The organism is Streptomyces sp. NPDC007875, from assembly GCF_042868035.1.
Classification (GTDB): Bacteria; Actinomycetota; Actinomycetes; order Streptomycetales; family Streptomycetaceae; genus Streptomyces; species Streptomyces antimycoticus.
Genome location: NZ_JBIADZ010000006.1, coordinates 281424 through 297825 on the forward strand (window position 1 = coordinate 281424; position 16402 = coordinate 297825).

Sequence of the window (16402 nt, forward strand, 5' to 3'; positions counted from 1 at the left end):
CAGCGGACGAGGGGGACGGGATGGCGGAGTCGGGGCATGCGAGCCCGCGAAGAGTGGTGATCACCGGTCTCGGTGTGGTCTCCAGTATCGGTATGGGCGTCGAGGAGTTCCGGCGCGGACTGCGCGCCGGAAGCAGCGGGGCCAAGCCGATCACGGTGTTCGACGTCGAGGGGTTCGACCACGCGAACGGCTGTGAGGTGGAGGATTTCGACCCCGAGCGATGGGTACGCCACCTCGCGGTCGAGCAGCTCGGCCGGGCGACGCAGTACTCGGTCGCCGCGGCCCGGATGGCGATCGAGGACGCGGGGGTCTCCATCGCGGACTGGCGGTCGCTGCCGGGTCTGATCTCCATCGGGACCACCGACGGTGAATCGAGGGACCTGGACCACCTGGTCGAGGCCGAGATCACCCATGGTTCCGAGCACATGCCGCCCGAACTCGCCCGCCGCGTTCCGGCCGGCCGTCTGTCGGCGGCCATCGCGCAGGAGCTGCAGCTGTCCGATGTGGAGGCGGTGACGATTCCGACCGCCTGCGCGGCCGGCAACTACGCCCTGGGCTACGGCTATGACGCCGTCCGCTCCGGGGACGCGGAGTACGCACTGTGCGGCGGCGCCGACGCGATGTGCCGCAAGACGTTCTCCGGTTTCTACCGGCTGGGCACCATCGCGCCGGACCGGTGCCGGCCGTTCGACGTCGACCGCAAGGGCATCCTCACCGGTGAGGGCGCCGGGGTGCTGGTCCTGGAGAGCCTGGAGTCCGCGCTGGCCCGTGGCGCCCGGATCTACGCCGAGGTGCTCGGGTACGGCCTGAACTGCGACGCCTACCACCAGGTGGCGCCGAACCAGGACAGCGTCGGCCGGTGCATGCAACTCGCCCTGGAGAACGCCGGGGTCAAGGCCGACCAGGTGGACCTCATCTCCGCCCACGGCACCGGCACCAAGGCCAACGACGTCACCGAGGCCCGCGCCATCCGCGAGGTCTTCGGCAGCCGTCCGCCCAGGACCATCTCGATGAAGTCGATGATCGGCCACACCATGGGCGCCGCCAGCGCGCTGTCGGCCATCGGCTGCGCCCTGGCGATCACCGAGAAGTTCATTCCGCCGACCATCAACCACACGACCACCGACCCCGAGTGCGATGTGGACTGCGTGCCCAATGTGGCGATCGAGGCGGAGCTGAAGGTCGTGCAGAACAACGGCCTGGCCTTCGGCGGCAACAACGCGGTGGTGCTGCTCGGCCGGTACGACGGGGTGCCGGCATGAGCTGGGCGGTGACCGGCATGGGGGCCGTGGCCGGGGTGGGCGGCGATGTCGACGAGCTCTTCCACAACCTGTGCGCGGGCCGCTCCGGAGTCGCCGAGCTGCGCGGCTTCGACCACGCCCGGCACACGGCCCACCACGCGTACGAGGTGGACAACCGCCCCGCACCCGGGGTGGACGTCACCCGGCGGGCGACCGGCCTGCTGCTGGACGCGGTCGGCCAGGCGGTCCGCGACGCGGGCCTGGACGAGAGCGATCTGAGCGGGGTGCCGGTCCTGGTCGGCACCGGACTGCGCGAACTGCGCTCGGTGGAGCTGTGGCGCACCCAGGGCGCCGAATTCCCCGCCGCGGAGCTGCACTTCGGCACCGCGCTGCGCGAGGCGTTCCAGGCCGACGACACCCACACCCTGTCCAACGCGTGCTCGGCCGGGCTGTACGCCCTGGCGCTGGGCGTGGACCTGCTGGCGCAGGGAGCGGACACGGTGGTCGTGGCCGGGGTCGATGTGCTCACCGAGACCATGTACGGCCTGCTGGAGCGGGTGCAGCCGGTGCCCCCGACCCGGGTGCGGCCCTTCGACCGCGACCGCGACGGCGTCCTGATGGGCGAGGGCGCGGCGGCGGTCGTGCTCAGCCGGGTCCCCGGTGGCCGTCCGGTGCACGGCCTGGTCCGGGACGTCGCGGTCAACTGCGACGCCTTCCATGTGACGGCGCCGGACCCGGCCGGTATCGCGGAGGCGATCAGGGAGGCGCACACCCGGGGCGGGGTGAAGCCCGCGGACATCGACCTGTTGATGGTGCACGGCACCGGGACGCTGCTCAACGACGAGGCGGAGGCGACCGCGCTCGCGGACGTCTTCGGCCCGGACCGGGACAAGCCCCTGGTGACCGCCACCAAGTCGATGACCGGGCACACCTCGGGCGCCTCCGGGCTGCTCAACCTGGTGGTCACCCTGCGCTGCCTCGCCGAGGGGCGGGTGCCGCCGACCGTGGGCCTGGACAACCCGGTGGACGAGGCGGACGGATTCCGCTTCGTCACCGGCGAGGCCGCCCACCGGCCGCTGACCGTGGCGCAGTTGAACGCATTCGGCTTCGGCGGGATCAACGCCGTCGCGATCCTGGAGGCGGCTCGATGACCGTGGTGGTGAGCGGGGTCGGTGTGGTGCTGCCCCGCGCGAGGTCGGCACCGGAGCTGATGGCACCGGTGGCCGAGGCCCCGCCGGTCGAACCCAAAGACCTGGTCGGCCGGAAGGGCCTGCGCTACAAGGACCGGGCCACGCAACTCGCCTACTGCGCGGCCGACGCGGCCCTGCGCCACGCCGGTCTGCTGGACGACGGGGGCCTGCGGGTCCCCGGCGGAAGTGTCGCGGTGGTCGCGAGCTCCAACTACGGCAATCTCGACACCATCTGCCGGGCGATCGACACCATCGCCGAGCAGACGGCGGCGGCGGGCAGCGCCATGGATCTGCCGAACGCCTCGAGCAATGTCATCGCCTCCTCCGTCGCCATCCGCTTCGGGCTGCGCGGCCCCAACCTGATGCTGTGCAACGGCGCCACCTCCGGGCTGGACGCCGTCCACTGGGCGGCCACCCTGATCCGCGGCGGCCGGGCCTCCCGGGCGCTGGTCCTCGGCGTCGAACCCGACAACGAGTCCGTGCGGGCCTTCACCGGCGGGGCGCGGACCATCGACGGGGCGGCGGCGCTGGTGGTGGAGAGCGAGGAATCGGCCGCCGAACGGGGAGCGAGCGCGCCCGCCGTTCTCGGCGATTACGTCCGGGGCGCCGGACTGAGCCGCACTCTGGACCGGCTGGCCAGGACCACCGGTGACCGGCCGGCCCTGTGGCACCTGCCCGAACAGCGGGCCGCCGCCGTGCCGGACACCCTGCTGGAGGGCGTGGACCGGCACGATCTGGCCGAGGAGTTCGGCCTGGGCTCGGGTGCGCTGGGAGTGCTTCAGTGCGCCGCGGCCGTCGGCTGGTTCGCCCAGGGCGGCGCCGGTCCGGTGTACGCCACCGCGGGCACCGACGCCGACGACGCCAGCGCGGGCCTCGCGCTCCACGGGCGGGCAGCGGCCTGATGTCGACCGGTGACCGCCTCGCGCGGGGACTCGCCCAGGAGGACGGCGGGCCCGCCGTGGAGTCCGCGCGGGGCGACAAGGACAGCCCCGTGGTCGTGACCCGGCGCGCGGTGGGCGACCCCGGGCGGGGCCGGGCGCTCTTCCTGCACGGACTGTCCAACAGCAGCTCGGTGTGGGACGCCTGCGTCGAGCACGGCCGCCGGGCCGGCGGCCCCGAGATGTGGGCCGCCGACCTGCCCTGGCGGGGCCGGAGCGTCGCCGGGTGGAGCGCCCGGGGCGATCTCGTGCCGTATATGGGCGACGCCCTGCGCGCGGTGCCTGGCGGCGCCGGTGTGGTGGTCGCCCACTCGATGGGCGCGAACGTCCTGATGGAGTTCCTGGCCCGCCGGATCGAGGAGGGCCTGGACCCGTTCACCGAGTTCGGCGTCCACGGCATGGTGCTGGTGGCCCCGTTCTACCGGCGCACCGCCGAGGAGTTCGACTGGGCGAGCCTGGCGTACTCCGTGGACAACATGGCCCCGCTGATCGCCGAGGGCATCCGGGTGCACGCCGGGGACCGGGTCCCCGGAGCGACCCGCCAGCACCTGGCCGAGCGCATCCGGGACTGGGTCGGCCCCTATGGCTGGATGCGGTTCTTCGAGATCTATCTGCGCACCCCCGCCCTGCGCCTGGGACGGTTCACCGTGCCGTGCCTCGTGCTCGCCGGCGCGGACGACTTCGCCGCGCCGCCGGCCGAGGGCCGCGCGCTCGCGGAGGGCCTTCCCGACGCCGAGTTCCGCCTGCTGCCCGACTGCGGGCACTTCCTGATGATCGAGCGGGCGCGGCAGTTCGCCGCCCTGCTCGATCGCTTCGTCAGCACCTGTTCGGCCGTCCGTCCGCACGGCGGTCCCGGCCTCGGATTCCCATGGGAGCACGATCGATGACCACAGTGGCCGAAGGCGCCGTCAAGAGGCTGCTCGCCAGCGAGACGACCGCGTCGCTGCGCACCCGATACGAGGGCTCCAACATCTGCACCTGGATCGGGTTCAAGCACATCAACTACCTGGTCGAGGAGGCCATCCTCTGCCACTTCGCCGACGCGGACCTCCCGGCGCGAGCGCTGTACGCCGAGCATGGCCTCGGGGTGGACATCGTCGACCTCGACACCCGGATCCTGCACGCCCTCTACATGGACGAGACGGTCCAGGCGCGGGTGGTGCCGACGGCCGGGGACGACGACTCCTTCATCTCCTTCACGGTGGCCCTGCACGCCGACCGGGACGGCGAGGACACCAAGGTGGTGGCCGCCAACGCCAAGGTGGTGCTGCGCTCGGACAGCTATGTCGAGGCGGTCGGTGAACCGCCCGCCGAGCTCGCCCGGTTCGTCACCGGCCGGCTGAGCACCCCCGGCGCCGTCGCCCCCGAGCCGCCGGAGCTGACCGGCGTCGACCTCACGGCCGTCACCACCTCGCTGTCGGCCGGCCGCGGCACCTCCGGCCCCGATCCGGTGCTCGACCTGCTGACCTCGGGGAAGAACGCGTTCGGCTGGAAGTGGCGGATCCCCTACCCGTACTGCCACTTCTCGGAGCGGCTCCAGATGTCGAGCTATCTGCGGCAGATGGAGGAGGTCGTGGACCTCTTCCTCGCCGACCGGGGCATCTCGGTGAAGACCCTGCTGGACGAGCGCCGGTGGATCCCCGCCTGCCCGCACTCCCGGATCCAGATCCTGGACGAGGCGCTGATGGAGGAGGACCTCTACACGGTCTACACCGTCGAGAACGTCTTCAAGGACTTCACCTACACCTCCCGCATGGACTGCTATGTGGTGCGCGACGGCCGGCTGGTGCCGACCGCGACCGGCAAGGTCACCCATGGCTACGCCCTGATCGAGAACCGGCGGGACTGGAACCTGATCACCTTCGACGAGCGCGTCTCCAAGGCGCTGCGCGGCGAGTCCTGACCGACGACGGCGACGAGCGACGGAGCAGACATGAGTGGCGGCACAGCTCTTGTGAATCGACCGGTCATCACGGCCTGGTCCGCGGTATCGCCCTTCGGGATCGGCCGCGCGGCCTTCACCGAGGGGATCAGGGAGCGCCGGCCCGCGGCGGCCCCGCTCGATGACGAGCGGTGGCAGGCGGCCGGGGACCGCGCGTGTCTGGTGCCCGACTTCGACCTGCGCACGGTGCTCGGGAAGAAGGGGGTCCGCTCGATGGACCGGGTGACCGGCCTCGCGGTCACCACGGTCGCCCGGCTGCTCGACGACGCGCCGCGCAACCGGTGGGTGGCCACCGGCGAGGACGCCGCCCTCGTCCTGGGCACCACCACCGGCAGTGTGCAGAGCCAGATGGACTTCACCCGGGACTCGCTCACCGGGGAGAAGCCGTATCTGGTGGACCCGGCGCGCTTTCCCAACGCCGTCATGAACTGCGCCGCGGGGCAGAGCGCGATCTGGCACCAGCTCAAGGGGCCGAACACGACGATCGCCGGTGGCCACGCGGCGGGGCTGTACGCCCTCAACTACGCGCGCCGGCTGCTCACCTTCGGCCGGGCCAGGACCGTACTGTGCGGTGCGGTCGAGGAGTTCTCGCACGCCCGCTCCTGGCTGGAGCGCCACGCCCACCAGCCGGGCACCGAGGGGCCCGCGCAACTGCCCGGTGAGGGCTGCGGACTGCTGCTGGTGGAGCAGCGCGGCTCCGACGTGCGGGGCGACGCCGAACAGCCGGTGCTGGCGGAGATCCTCGCGGTGGAGATGGGCATCGCCCTGGACGGCGGGGTCCGCCCCGCGCTGGCGGCCTGTCTGCGCCGGGCGCTGGACCGTGCGGAGGTGCGCCCGGAGGAGATCTGGGCGGTCTCCACCAGTGAGGCGCCCGGCCCGTCCGGGGAGCAGGAGCGGGCCGCCGTGGCGGAGGCCGCCGAGGGGGCGGACCTGGTCCACCTCACCCAGACCGCGCTCATCGGGGACACCGGCGCCGCGGCGGCGGCGTTCCAGATCGCCGGGGTGCTGGTGCACGCCGAAACCACCCCCGAGGCCGCCGGCCGGGTGGCGCTGGTGACCTCCGTCGACCGCGACGGCGCGGTCGGCTGCGCCCTGCTGCGTCTGGCCGGGCCGCGATGACCGGGGCCGCCGGGATCATCGGGGCTGCCGGGACCGCCGGGACCACCAAGACCACCGAGGTCACCGGGACCACCGGAATGCCGGACACCCGGCCGAGCAGTCCGGTCGCCGCGCGGGTGGAGGTCGTCCGTCCGGCCGCCGCCGACGACCGGGGCAAGGTGCGTGCGGCGACGGCCGTCACGGTGGGCGAGGACGAGGCGGTCTTCCCCGGGCACTACCCGGGCTTCCCTATCTTCCCCGGGGTCTGCGTGATCGAGTGCGTGCACCTCAGCGGTCTGCGCACCCCTCCGCCGGGCTCGGCCGGTCTGGAGCTGGTGGCCGTGGAGAGCACGCGGTTCCTCAGCCCGGTCTTCCCGGGCGACCGGCTGGCGGTGGACCTGGTGTGGACCGGCGGGTCCGGGGTGTGGAAGTGCGCCGCCAAGGTGGCCACCGAGCGCGGGCCCGCCGCGCAGGTCAGACTGCGGTTCACGGCCGAGGAGGCGTGATGATCGGCCAGTTGGAGATCAGAAAGGTGCTGCCGCACCGGTTCCCGATGCTGCTGCTGGACCGGGTGACCGACGTGGTCCCGGGGGAGCGGGTGACCGCCGTGAAGGCTGTGACCTGCAATGAGCCCTGGTACCAGGGGCTCGGACCGGACGCGCCGGCGGAGGCGTACGCCTATCCGCGGGTGCTGCTGCTGGAGTCCTGGTGCCAGTCGGCCGGGCTGCTGGCCACCTGGGAGTCGCCGGATCCCGATGTGCTCGAGGGCCAGGTCATGCTCTTCGGCAGCGTGTCCGGGGTCGAGTACCACCGGCCGGTGCTGCCGGGGGACGTACTGGAACACCGGGCGTCCATCACCCGGGTGGTGGACGACACCGTGATCATCGAGGGCGGTTCCACGGTGGCCGGTGAGCCCGCTTTGACGGTCGGCCTCGCGGTGCTGGCCTTCCGCCCGGCGGCGGAGCTGCGGCCCGGGGACCCGGCCCCCGCCCTCGCCTGACCCCTGGCAACAGACCTCCGGCCCCCTGCGGCCGGCCGAATCGCTTTGGAGAACCAATGGCAGAGAACGCATCCCGGGTGGCGCTGGTCACCGGCGGTTCACGGGGAATCGGCCGGGCCACGGTGGTGCGTCTGGCGCGGGACGGCTTCGATGTCGCCTTCTGCTACCAGTCGAACGAGGCGGCCGCCCTGGAGCTGGAGAAAGAGGTCACGGAGACCGGGGCCCGGGTGCTCAGCCGCAAGCTCGACGTCCGTGACGCCGACGCGGTGCGCGCGCTGGTCGCGGAGATCGAGCAGACCCTCGGTCCGATCGACGCGGCCGTGACCGCCGCCGGTATCACCCGTGACAACCCCCTGCTGCTGATGAAGGACGACGAATGGCATGACGTGCTGGACGTCAACCTCGACGGGGTCTACCACGTCTGCCGCTCCGTGGTGTTCGGCATGATGAAGCGGAAGAGCGGGGTGATCGTCAACATCTCCTCGGTCGCCGGTGTGTACGGCAACGCCACCCAGTCCAACTACTCGGCCTCCAAGGCCGGGATCATCGGCTTCTCCCGGGCCCTGGCCAAGGAGGTCGGGCGGTACGGAATCCGCGCCAACGTCGTCGCCCCGGGGTTCATCGACACCGATATGACGTCCGTGCTCACCGGCCAGGTGAAGGACAAGGCGCTGGAGTCGGTGCCGCTCGGGCGGCTGGGGCGGGCCGATGAGGTCGCCGACCTCGTCTCGTACCTCGTCTCGGACCGTGCGGCCTATGTCACGGGCTCCGTCGTCCAGATCGACGGCGGCATCACCATCTAGCATCGCCCCGAACCCAGGAGGTTCCGTTGGCCGTCAAGCCACCGCGCTGGTATTTCTCACTCCGCAGCCCCTATTCCTGGCTCGCCTACCGTGAACTCACCGAGAACGCCCCCGATGTGGCGGACGCGATCGAATGGCGCCCGTACTGGGAGCCGGACGAGGTGAGCGAGGGCATGCTGGCCGACGCCGGGATCCACCTCCCCTATGTCGCGATGTCGAAGGAGAAGCACTTCTACATCCTGCAGGACGTCAAGCGGGCGGCCATCGAGCGCGGCCTGCGGATGGTCTGGCCGATCGACACCGCTCCCAACTGGGACGTCTCCCATCTCGCCTATCTGGTCGCCGAGGACGCCGGCCGCGGGCGGGACTTCATCGACGCCGTGTACCGGGCCCGCTGGGAGAACGGCATCGACATCTCCGAACGCGCCACCATGGCCGCGATCGGTCATGAACTGGACCTGGACCCGGACGCGTTGGCCGGTGCGGTCGACGATCCGGAGATCCGCCGACGGGGCATCGAGGCGCTGCGGGCGGTGGACCGCGACGGAGTGTTCGGAGTGCCGTTCTTCATCCACCGGCACGACAAGTTCTGGGGCCTGGACCGGCTCTCGGGATTCGTCGCGAGCGTCCGTGCCAAGACCCGGACCGCCGTCATCGAACAGCGGGAGAACGACCGCGGGATCGAGCCCGCCCTGCTCGTCCCGGCCGGTGACGCCGGGCACGCCGGTGGCTGCGGCTGACCGGACGTACGCAGCACGACCCGAGAGACCCTCATAGACCATCGTCGACCCGATAGACCTGTCAGAAAGGCGATCACGCCATGAGCAACCCCTTCGAGGACGAGAACGGCAGCTACTACGTGCTGGTCAACGACGAGCAGCAGCACTCGCTGTGGCCGGCCTTCGCGGAGGTACCCGCGGGCTGGACCGTCGTCCACGGCCAGGACAACCGCCAGGCGTGCCTGGACTACATCAACGAGAACTGGACCGACATGCGGCCCAAGAGCCTGATCGAGGCGATGGGCTGACGCACGCCACGTCCTCCCGTGCCGCGGGGCCCGACGTCCTGACGTCGGGCCCCGTGGTGTGTGTCCGGCAGGTTGCCGCGTGACATCCGGGCAGCCGCGGTCCGAGAAGGGCGATCCGGACTAGTGTTGACACCCTCTTCATCGCACACGGGGGAACGTGCCATGACCTGGCTGGCTGCCACCAGCATCGACGACCTGTCCTTCGGGCTGCTGATCGTGCTGATCGCGGTGTCGTCGCTGGGCGTCTTCGTCTTCGGCGTCTCGGCGATCTCCGGCCGGCTGCTCGGCATCCGGGTGGGCCCGCTGCGTGCCCTCGGCGCCGGTTTAGTCGGGCTGGGCGCGATGCTCGCCTTCAAGCCGACCATGCACGACCAGCAGAGCATGGGCGTGCTGTACGGGGTCCAGGTCGGGGTGTCCGTCCTCGCCGCGATGGCCGCCCTGGTGCTGGCCGAGGTCTTTCTGCCGCGCGGCAGCTGGGCGATACCCATGCGGCTGTGGCGCGCGATGCGCAGCCGGCTGCGGCGCACCCGGCGCTATTCGCAGATCAGCCGGATCTTCATGCGCCACGGCCTGAGCCGTCCGCTGCGCAGCCGGCACAGTCTGGAACGGGCCCTGCGGCCCGGCGAGTTCGGCGAGCGGATGGCCAGGGGGCTGCGGCTGGCGCTGGAGGAGTGCGGCGGGGCCTTCATCAAACTGGGCCAACTGCTGTCCACCCGGCGCGATCTGCTGCCCCCGCACTTCATCGACGAACTCAGCCGTCTGCAGAGCGATGTGCCGCCCGCGCCGTGGGGGGACGTGGCGGCGCTGCTGCGCGAGGAGCTGGGCAGGCCGGTGGACGACGCCTTCGAGTGGATCGAGCAGATCCCGCTCGCGGCCGCCTCCATCGCCCAGGTCCACCGCGCCAAGCTGACCGGGGGCCCGGTGGTCGTGGTCAAGGTCCAGCGCCCGGGGATCCGTGAGAGGGTCGAGCGCGACCTGGACATCGTCGTCGCGATCACCCGCAGCCTCCAGCAGCGGTCCCGGTCCTCCCACGCCATGGGGCTGCGGGATCTGGGCGACGGCTTCTCCACGTCGGTGCGGGAGGAGCTGGACTTCCGGATCGAGGCCAACAACGCCGCGGTGGTGGCGGCGTCCTGCGACGGGTACGAGGCGGACGCCCTGGTGCGCGTGCCCCGGGTGTACGAGGAGTTCACCACGGCCAGGGTGCTGGTCCAGGAGTGGCTGGAGGGGGTCACCTTCGACCGGGCGGCGACCGTCGCGGACCGCAAGGGGCTGGACCGCCGCCAGATCGCCCGGACCGCCTTCGCCGCCATGCTCCACCAGATCCTGCGGGCGGGGGTGTTCCACGCCGATCCGCATCCGGGCAATGTGCTGCTGCTCGACGACGGGCGGATCGGCCTGCTCGACTTCGGCTCGGTGGGCCGTATCGACCCGTCCGTGCGCCATGCCCTGCAGGAGATGCTGGTGGCCGTGGACCGCGGCGACCGGGCCGGGCTGCACGACGCGCTGATGGCGCTGCTCGGCACGAGGGCCACCAGGAGCGAGGACCTCATGCTCAACTCGCTGCTGCTGGAGCGTGAGCTGGGGCAGTTCATGGCCCAGCACCTGGGGGTGGGGGCGCGGCCGGACACCGAGATGTTCACCGCGCTGTTCCAGCTGCTCGCCCGGTTCGGTCTCGCCGTGCCGCCGGAGGTGGCCGCCGTCTTCCGGGCCCTGGCGACCATCGAGGGCACCCTGGGCCGGGTCAGCCCCGACTTCAACATGATCGACGAGGCCCGGGCGATCGCCGTGGACCTGCTCACCGACCGGCTGCGATTCCGCGCCACGGGCACGGGGAGCGAGGAGGAGGACGGGAGAACGTCCGGGTTCTCGTCCCTGGCGCGGGGCGCGGCCCATGAGTTCCTGTCCGCGCTGCCGATGCTGCGGCGGCTGCCCCGGAGGGCGGAACGGATCGGCGCGTCGCTGGAGGAGGGGCGGTTCACGGTCCGGGTGCGGGTGCTCGCCGACGAGCGGGAGCGGCGCTTCGTCTCCGGGCTGATCCACCAGTTGACGGTCACGCTGCTGGCGGCCTGCACGGGGCTGATGGGGGTGGTCCTGGTGGTGTTCGGCACCGGGCGCGGGCCCCAGGTCACCGCGGAGGTGGAGCTGTTCCCGCTGCTCGGCTATCAGGTGCTCGCGGTCAGCGCGATCCTCATGCTGCGCGCCCTCTACACGGCGATACGCCGGCCCAACACCCACGACACGTACTAGCGCCCGGGGCGCGCCCGGGGCCGGGACGAACCCCCGCCGAGGCGGTACGGGACATCCGGTGTGTACAACCGCGACACGCTCTACGGGACATCCGGCGGGCACGGCCGTGGACCGGCTCCTGGGCGGAGCCGGTCCGGATTCCTCAGGCGTCGCCGACCAGCAGGGGCTTTTCCCGCATGGTCCAGCCGTTGGCGTCCAGCACCCGCCGTACGCCCGCGACGGAGGTCGACTCCACGAGCAGTTCGACCAGGCCGCTCGGCTGGTCGAGGGAGTGCTCGATGCGCACGTCCTCGATGTTGACCCCGGCCTCCCCGACGGTGGAGAACAGCCGGGCCAGCGCACCGGGCTGGTCCGGGACGGCCACCGGGATCGCCACGTACTCGGCGGGCTGCGAACGCTGTTTGTGCGGTACCCGGGCGTGGCCCCGGTTGCCGCGCCGCAGCAGCTCCTGGAGGTCGGCGGCGGCCTGCCGGCGCGCCTCGGACTCCGCGCCGGGCAGCGCCCGCAGGACGGCGATCAGCCGCTCCAGGTCCTTGGCGAAACCGTCGAGGACGTCGGCCACCGCGTCTGCGTTCGCGGTCAGGATGTCGCTCCACAGGGCGGGTTCGCCCGCCGCGATGCGGGTGACGTCCCGCAGCCCCTGTCCCGACACCCGGATGTGCTCGGCCTCGGCGTGCTCCAGCCGGGCCGCCATCATCGAGGCGACCAGATGCGGGGCGTGCGAGGTCAGGGCGACGGCGCGGTCGTGGGCGTCGGTGTCCATCAGGACGGGGACGCCACCGCACAGCGAGACCAGCTCCAGCCCCCGGTTGAGCGCCGAGCGATCGGTGAGGGGCGAGGGGGTCAGCACCCAGGGGCGGCCCTCGAAGAGGTCGGCGCGGGCCGCGAGCGGACCGGAGCGCTCGGCGCCCGCCAGCGGATGCCCGCCGATGTAGCGGGACGGATCGCCGCCGGCCGCGCGGACCTCCTCGTGCGGCCGCACCTTGACGCTGGCCACATCGGTGTAGGTGTGCGCCAGCCCGTCCCGCTGACAGCGGGCGAGCACGGTGCCGATGCTCGCGGGCGGCACCGCCAGGACGGCGAGGTCCACCTGCCCGGCGGGCATCTCCAGCGAACCGGCCCCCAGGGCCTCGGCGGTCCTGGCGGCCGTGGTGTCGGCGTCGTCCAGGTAGACCAGGACGCCCCGGCGGCTCAGGGCGAGGGCGATGGACGTGCCGATCAGCCCGGTTCCGACGACGACGGCGGTTCTCATGTGTCACGTCCCGGTGTGGGTCCGGTGGCGCCGGAGCGCTCGATCTCCGCCCGGAGGAAGGCGGCGAACCGCCCGATGCCCTCCTCGATCTCCGCGGGGCTCAGATAGCTGAAGGAGAGCCGGATCGACCGCTCGCCGCCGGGGCCCGGGTAGAAGTAGGCCATCGGGGTCCAGATGACGGCGTGGTCCTCGGCCGAGCGCAGCAGCGCGGCGTTGTCGGCGGGGAACGGCACCCGGACGGTGAGGAAGAAGCCGCCGCTGGGCCGGTTCCAGCCGATGCCGAGCCGGTCGCGGACGTCTTCGGGGAAGTGGCGGTCCAGTTGCTCCAGGGTGACGCGGAGCGCCTCGCCGTAGTGCTTGGCGGGCACCGCGTTGCGTTCGGTGAGTCGGCCGCCGCACGCCAGCAGGGCACCGGCGACGGCCGCCTGGCTCAGCGCCGGGGTGTTCACCGTCACCATGCTCTTGATCTTGGCGAGTTCGTCGGCGAGCAGTGTTTCGGCCCCCGACGGATCCCGCACGGACTGGTCCGCGACGACGAATCCGACGCGGGCGCTGGGGAAGACCGACTTCGAGTACGACCCGAGGTGGATCACCCGTCGCGCATGGTCCATCGACTTCAGGGTGGGCAGTTGGACGCCGGGGCTGACCAGCCGGTACGGGCTGTCCTCGAGGATGAGCAGATCGTGCCGGGCGGCCAGCTCCAGCAGCTCCTCGCGGGCGCGCCGGGACATGGTGTTGCCCGACGGGTTCGAATGGTCCGGCACCACGTAGAAGGCGCGCGGGCGGCGGCCCCGGGCCCGCTCGGCGAGCACGGCGGCCTCCACATCGGCCACGTCCAGCCCGTCGGCCCGCTCCTCGACGGGGTGCACGGGCACCTGCAGCAGACTGGCGGCTCCGGTGATGCCCACGTAGCAGGGGCTGGCGACCAGCAGGACGTCCGCGGGGTCCGCGAAGAGCGCGCGCAGGGTCAGCAGCATCCCCTCCTGGGCGCCCACCGTCACCACGATCGCCTCCGGCGAGGCGTCGATGCCCTCGTCGGCGCGGAGCGAGTCGCAGATCAGTCCGCGGATCTGGCCCGCGGTCGGGCCGTACTGGTACAGCGCGGTGCGGATGGCGTGGTCCGAGGCGCCGCCCGCGGCCAGGTGGTCGAGGTAGCGGCGGATGTGATCGAGGATCTCGTCCTTGTCGAAGAACTCCTCGTACGGCCTTCCGGGGGCGAAGGAGACCACGTCCGGGAAGCGGCCGGTGATCTCGTTCAGGAAGTTCATGGTGTCCAGCACCGGGTCGGACACACTGCGGTGCAGGTCTTGTTTGCGCAGCCCGGTCGCGGCGGTGTGCTCGGGCACGGCCGGCAGCGACGCGTCCGCCACGCCGCGGTGCGGATGCTCCGCGGTCGGCAGCGCGGCGCCCGCGTCGGCGACGGTGGCGGTGCCGGTCAGCGTCATGGCCTCCGACAGCTCCTCGAGGACCAGGTCCAGGACGCCCGCCGCGCCGTCCCGGCCCGCCACGGCCAGGCCGTGCAGCACCGGGCGGCCCAGCAGGACGGCGTCCGCTCCCAGGGCGAGAGCGCCGAGGACGTCCCGGCCGCGGCGGACGCCGCCGTCCAGGAGCAGGGGGCAGCGGCCGTCCACGGCGGCGGCGATCGGGGCGAGCACGTCCAGGGTGGCCGGTGCCCCGTCCAGCTGCCGTCCGCCGTGGTTGGAGACCACGATGCCGTCCGCGCCGGCGGCGATCGCGCGCCGGGCGTCCTCGGCGGTCATGACGCCCTTGACCAGGACGGGCAGTTGGCTGACCGAGCGCAGCCAGGCGATGACCGACCAGTCGAGCGAGGGGTCGAGGCCGGTGCGGCCGTGCTCGGACGGGGACGAGTAATCGGTCTGGTCCGCGGGCAGGTTGGCGGGCACGATATGCGGCGGCAGCCGGAAGTCGTTGCGCAGGTCGCGCAGTCGGCGGCCGAGCCGCGGGGTGTCGACGGTCAGCACCAGGGCCTCGAAGCCCGCGGCCTGCGCGTGCTCGATGAGCCGCCGGGTCGTGTCGCGGTCGCGGAAGCAGTAGACCTGGAGCCACAGGGGCGAGGTGGCGGCCGCGGCGATCTCCGCGAAGGTCCGCCCGGCGAAGGTGCTCACCACGAGCGGGAGACCGGCCGCGCCCGCGGCCCGCGCGGTGGCCAGCTCGCCCTCGGGGTGCATCAGCGTGTGGTAGGCCATGGGCGCCACGGCCACCGGCGCCCCCCACCGGCGTCCCAGGATCGTGGTGGACGGGTCGCACTCACCCGCCCCGGTCAGGACCCGGGGGCTCAGCCGGAGGCGGTCGAACGCCGCCGGATTGGCGGCGAGCGTCCGCTCCTCCCCGGCCCCGCCCTCGATGAAGTCCCAGACCGCCGGGTCCAGTCGGGTGCGTGCCCGCTCGGCGTACTCCTCGAGGGACAGCGGCGGCCGGGAGCCGCCGGAGGGGGCCGTGCGGCCGGTCACGAGGTGGCCGCCCGGGCGCGCTCGACGGCCTCGTACAGCGCGCGGATGTTGGAGCTTCCGAAGCCCTGGGCCCCGTGGCGCTGGATGAGTTCGAAGAACAGGGTGCGCCGCTCGTAGGGCGAGCGGGTGAAGAGCTGCAGCAGGTAGCCCCACTCGTCGCGGTCGGCGAGCACATTGGTCTTGCGCAGATCGGCGATCGCCTCGTCGAGGTTGTCGATCCGCTCGGCGAGGGCGTCGTAGTAGGTGCCGGGCGTCTGCAGGAACTCGATGCCCCGGCTCTCGAATTCGAGCACGGCCGGGATGATCTCGTCCACGAGGAACGCCAGGTGCTGCACCCCCGGGCCGCCGTTGCGCTCCAGGAATTCGTCGATCTGGCCCGGCTTCTTGGTGCTGTCGGGCTCGATGATGGTGAAGGTGATCCCGGCCGAGGGGCTGCGCACCACGATGGAGTCCATGGCCTGCTCGCCGACGGCGACGTATTCGCTGGAGTACTCCTCGAAGCCGAATCCGTCGATGTAGTAGCGGACCGTGTCGTGCAGGGTGCCGGCGTCCAGGCAGACCGCGATGTGGTCGAGCAGTCGCAGTTCGGTCGTGGTGCCGTCCTGGGGGGCGCGCTCCGGTGAGGCGATCCAGTCCCGGCCCGGGGGCAGCGCGTGCGGCCGGCCCGCGGTGCGCTTGAGGAGGGTGTGGCGGACGGCGCCGAAGCCGGAGACGGCGGGACCGGCCGGGTTGCCGGAGGTCAGATCGCGGGCTCCGGCGGCCAGGGCGCCCTCCCGGGCCGCGAGGGGGTCCTCGCAGGCGAAGGCGATGTCGGCGATGCCGTCACCGTGCGCCGCCAGGAAGTCGGCCGTGCCCGGTCCCGAGGTGATGACGAGCTGGATGTCCTTCTGGCGCAGGAGTATCGAATCCAGCGCGCCGGTCCGGCATCGGGCCTTTTCCTGGAAACCCATGCTGGACACGAAATAGTCCATGGTTTTCCGCTGATCGCTGGTGTAGATCTCGATGTACTCGACGTCATACGCGGTCACGATACTCCCCATCCGACGATTGCCTCGCCACACGTGTGTGTGCAACTCGTGGAATCGCACGCTACCGGCCCGGGGGAGCGTCGCCATGGGCCGCCAAGAATTCTTCTATAGCCGGAAAGACGCGGGTGCGGCATTTTTACGTAAGGCGGCGGTAGGCGTACC

15 protein-coding genes are annotated in these 16402 nt (G+C 72.1%); 12 read left to right on the forward strand and 3 right to left on the reverse strand.

The genetic code is table 11. From position 1 onward, the window contains the following. Positions 1–20 precede the first annotated feature (20 nt). From ACFYOY_RS15915 to ACFYOY_RS15970, 12 genes are all read left to right on the forward strand, one after another. Entirely contained in the window at positions 21–1262 is a 1242-nt protein-coding gene (locus tag ACFYOY_RS15915) for a beta-ketoacyl-[acyl-carrier-protein] synthase family protein (RefSeq protein ID WP_351881740.1), read from the forward strand. Next, positions 1259–2392 carry a beta-ketoacyl synthase N-terminal-like domain-containing protein gene (locus ACFYOY_RS15920; protein WP_351881737.1) on the forward strand — a complete coding sequence of 378 codons (1134 nt, stop codon included), beginning with the start codon at positions 1259–1261 and terminating at the stop codon, positions 2390–2392. The genes ACFYOY_RS15915 and ACFYOY_RS15920 overlap by 4 nt, the downstream gene beginning before the upstream one ends. Continuing rightward, entirely contained in the window at positions 2389–3333 is a 945-nt protein-coding gene (locus tag ACFYOY_RS15925; protein ID WP_388587532.1) for a beta-ketoacyl synthase N-terminal-like domain-containing protein, read from the forward strand. The genes ACFYOY_RS15920 and ACFYOY_RS15925 overlap by 4 nt, the downstream gene beginning before the upstream one ends. Continuing rightward, positions 3333–4256, forward strand: a complete 924-nt coding sequence (locus tag ACFYOY_RS15930) for an alpha/beta hydrolase (protein WP_351881731.1) — start codon at positions 3333–3335, stop codon at positions 4254–4256. The genes ACFYOY_RS15925 and ACFYOY_RS15930 overlap by 1 nt, the downstream gene beginning before the upstream one ends. After that, positions 4253–5272: a hypothetical protein gene (locus ACFYOY_RS15935; protein WP_351881728.1), complete on the forward strand. Its 1020-nt coding sequence runs from the start codon at positions 4253–4255 to the stop codon at positions 5270–5272. The genes ACFYOY_RS15930 and ACFYOY_RS15935 overlap by 4 nt, the downstream gene beginning before the upstream one ends. Positions 5273–5302: 30 nt before the next feature. Then, positions 5303–6430: a beta-ketoacyl synthase N-terminal-like domain-containing protein gene (locus ACFYOY_RS15940; RefSeq protein WP_351881725.1), complete on the forward strand. Its 1128-nt coding sequence runs from the start codon at positions 5303–5305 to the stop codon at positions 6428–6430. Then, entirely contained in the window at positions 6427–6915 is a 489-nt protein-coding gene (locus ACFYOY_RS15945; protein ID WP_351881722.1) for a hypothetical protein, read from the forward strand. Before ACFYOY_RS15940 ends, ACFYOY_RS15945 begins: the two co-directional genes overlap by 4 nt. Further along, a complete protein-coding gene (locus ACFYOY_RS15950; RefSeq protein WP_161560881.1) occupies positions 6915–7409 on the forward strand; it encodes a 3-hydroxyacyl-ACP dehydratase FabZ family protein in 495 nt (164 codons plus the stop codon). Before ACFYOY_RS15945 ends, ACFYOY_RS15950 begins: the two co-directional genes overlap by 1 nt. A gap of 56 nt (positions 7410–7465) precedes the next feature. Beyond that, a complete protein-coding gene (gene fabG / locus ACFYOY_RS15955; protein ID WP_351881719.1) occupies positions 7466–8212 on the forward strand; it encodes a 3-oxoacyl-[acyl-carrier-protein] reductase in 747 nt (248 codons plus the stop codon). A gap of 26 nt (positions 8213–8238) precedes the next feature. Next, positions 8239–8952, forward strand: coding sequence for a DsbA family protein (locus ACFYOY_RS15960; RefSeq protein ID WP_351881716.1), 714 nt, complete (start codon positions 8239–8241; stop codon positions 8950–8952). An 80-nt stretch (positions 8953–9032) separates the two neighbouring features. Beyond that, a complete protein-coding gene (locus tag ACFYOY_RS15965; protein WP_044573519.1) occupies positions 9033–9239 on the forward strand; it encodes an MbtH family protein in 207 nt (68 codons plus the stop codon). Positions 9240–9401: 162 nt separating this feature from the next. Beyond that, entirely contained in the window at positions 9402–11489 is a 2088-nt protein-coding gene (locus ACFYOY_RS15970; protein WP_351881713.1) for an AarF/UbiB family protein, read from the forward strand. 142 nt (positions 11490–11631) lie between these two features. On the opposite strand, the gene ACFYOY_RS15975 is transcribed toward ACFYOY_RS15970, so the two are convergent. From ACFYOY_RS15975 to hppD, 3 genes are read right to left on the reverse strand one after another with little or no spacing between them, the layout of a single operon-like run. Next, complete coding sequence (locus ACFYOY_RS15975) at positions 11632–12741, reverse strand: prephenate dehydrogenase (protein ID WP_351881710.1); 1110 nt, start codon at positions 12739–12741, stop codon at positions 11632–11634. Continuing rightward, entirely contained in the window at positions 12738–15212 is a 2475-nt protein-coding gene (locus ACFYOY_RS15980; protein WP_351881707.1) for an aminotransferase class I/II-fold pyridoxal phosphate-dependent enzyme, read from the reverse strand. The genes ACFYOY_RS15975 and ACFYOY_RS15980 overlap by 4 nt, the downstream gene beginning before the upstream one ends. Continuing rightward, entirely contained in the window at positions 15209–16240 is a 1032-nt protein-coding gene (gene hppD / locus ACFYOY_RS15985; protein WP_351881704.1) for a 4-hydroxyphenylpyruvate dioxygenase, read from the reverse strand. The genes ACFYOY_RS15980 and hppD overlap by 4 nt, the downstream gene beginning before the upstream one ends. Positions 16241–16402 lie beyond the last annotated feature (162 nt).